Source organism: Paraburkholderia sp. EG286B (genome assembly GCF_040965655.1).
Classification (GTDB): domain Bacteria; phylum Pseudomonadota; class Gammaproteobacteria; order Burkholderiales; family Burkholderiaceae; genus Paraburkholderia.
The window spans coordinates 1-1662 of sequence record NZ_JBFRCF010000106.1 but is presented as its reverse complement, the minus strand read 5'-3'; the positions used below and the strand labels follow the sequence as shown (position 1 = coordinate 1662).

The following is a 1662-nucleotide window of genomic DNA, read 5'->3' as shown; positions in this document are numbered from 1 at the left end:
CTCCGACGGATACGCCGCCGCCGTCCGGTTCAGCTCCTCCAGCAGATACGCCCGCTCAGCGGCCGGCAGCAGCTCAATCCGCCCGACCGCTTGCCGCGCATCGGCAACCATCGCCCGCAGCAGCGCCAGCAGATAGCCTCGCTGCCGCTCGATGGTCGCCTGATCGAACAGCGCCGTGGCATAGCCCAGCGTTCCGGCGATCGCCTCGCCGTGCTCGCCAAGGTTCAGCTCCAGATCGAACTTGACCTGATCGAAGCCGTCTGCCACCGCCTCCACACGCAGCCCAGGAAGGTCGAACGCCGGGGCGGCGTTGTTCTGCCAGGCCAGCATCACCTGGAACACCGGCGTGTGATCAAGACGCCGGGGTGGCTGCGCGATCTCCACCACCTGCTCGAACGGCAGGTCCTGATGCTCCTGCGCCGCCAAGGCCGTGCGCCGCGTCCGCTCCAACAGCTCCGCCACGCTCGGCTCGCCCGACAGGTCGAGGCGAAGTGCCAGGGTGTTCACGAAGAAGCCAATCAGCTCCTCGATCTCACGGCGGCCGCGATTGGCAGTCGGCACCCCGATCACAATGTCGTCCTGCCCCGACAGACGCGACAGCACCGCCGCCCAGGCCGCCAAAACCGTCATAAACAAGGTCGTGCCATGCTGCCGGCTCAGCCGCCTCAAGCCCCGCGTCAGATCTGCATCGATCACGACAGGCACACTGGCTCCGGCAAAGGACTGTTGCGCCGGCCGCGGCCGGTCCGTTGGCAACGCCAGGCGCGCCGGTGCGCCAGACAGGGTGTTGCGCCAATACTGCGCCTGGTTCGAGAGCCGTTCGCCCGAGAGCCAGCGCCGCTGCCAAGCGGCATAGTCCGGATACTGGATCGCAAGCGGCGGCAGCGGATCGTCTTGTCCAGCCTCAAACGCCCGGTACAGCTGACTGAGCTCACGCCCCAACACGCCCAGCGACCAGCCATCCGAGACAATGTGATGCTGGGTCAGCAGGAAGACGTGCTCCTCGTCCGACAGCCGGATCAGCCGGCCCCGGATCAGCGGGCCGCGCGCCAGAGCGAACGGCGTGCGCGCCTCTTCCTGGCACAGATCCCAAAGCGCCTCGCCTGCATCCGGCATACCCTGCAGATCGTGCTCTATGACCGGCAGCCCCGCATCCGGCGGCAGAACCTCAACCCGGGGCTTGCCCTCCGAGGCGACAAAGATGCAGCGCAGCGCCTCATGACGCGCCAACACACGGTCAAGGCTGCGCTGCCAGGCGCTGCGGTCGAGCACACCGCGCAGCCGCCACGCCAGCGGCATGTGATAGGTCGTGCTGGTCTCATCCAGCTGCGCCAAAAACCACAGCCGCTGCTGCGCAAACGACAGCACCAGGGGCGCTTCGCGCGACCCGCCGACCATCGCCGGCAGGTGTTGCGGACCGGAGCGGCTCAACTCCTCCACGATGCTCGCCGCCAGATCGGCTAGCACCGGTTTGGCAAACAACGTCCTCAGCGGCAGCTCTACGCCCAGCGCCTGCGACAGCCGGCTCAACAGCCGCACCGCCAGCAGCGAGTGGCCACCCAGTTCGAAGAAGTGGTCGTGCCGCCCGACCCGCTCTAGCCCCAGAAGCTCCGCCCAGAGCCTTGCCAGCGCGGTCTCGATCTCGCCTTGCGGCGGCTCGTA

The 1662-nt window shown here is 67.8% G+C and carries 1 protein-coding gene; it reads right to left on the bottom strand.

Going from position 1 to position 1662, the window contains the following annotated elements:
* Positions 1–1662 (bottom strand): condensation domain-containing protein (locus tag AB4Y42_RS43890; protein ID WP_368697842.1); only part of this gene is annotated, 1662 nt, incomplete at both ends.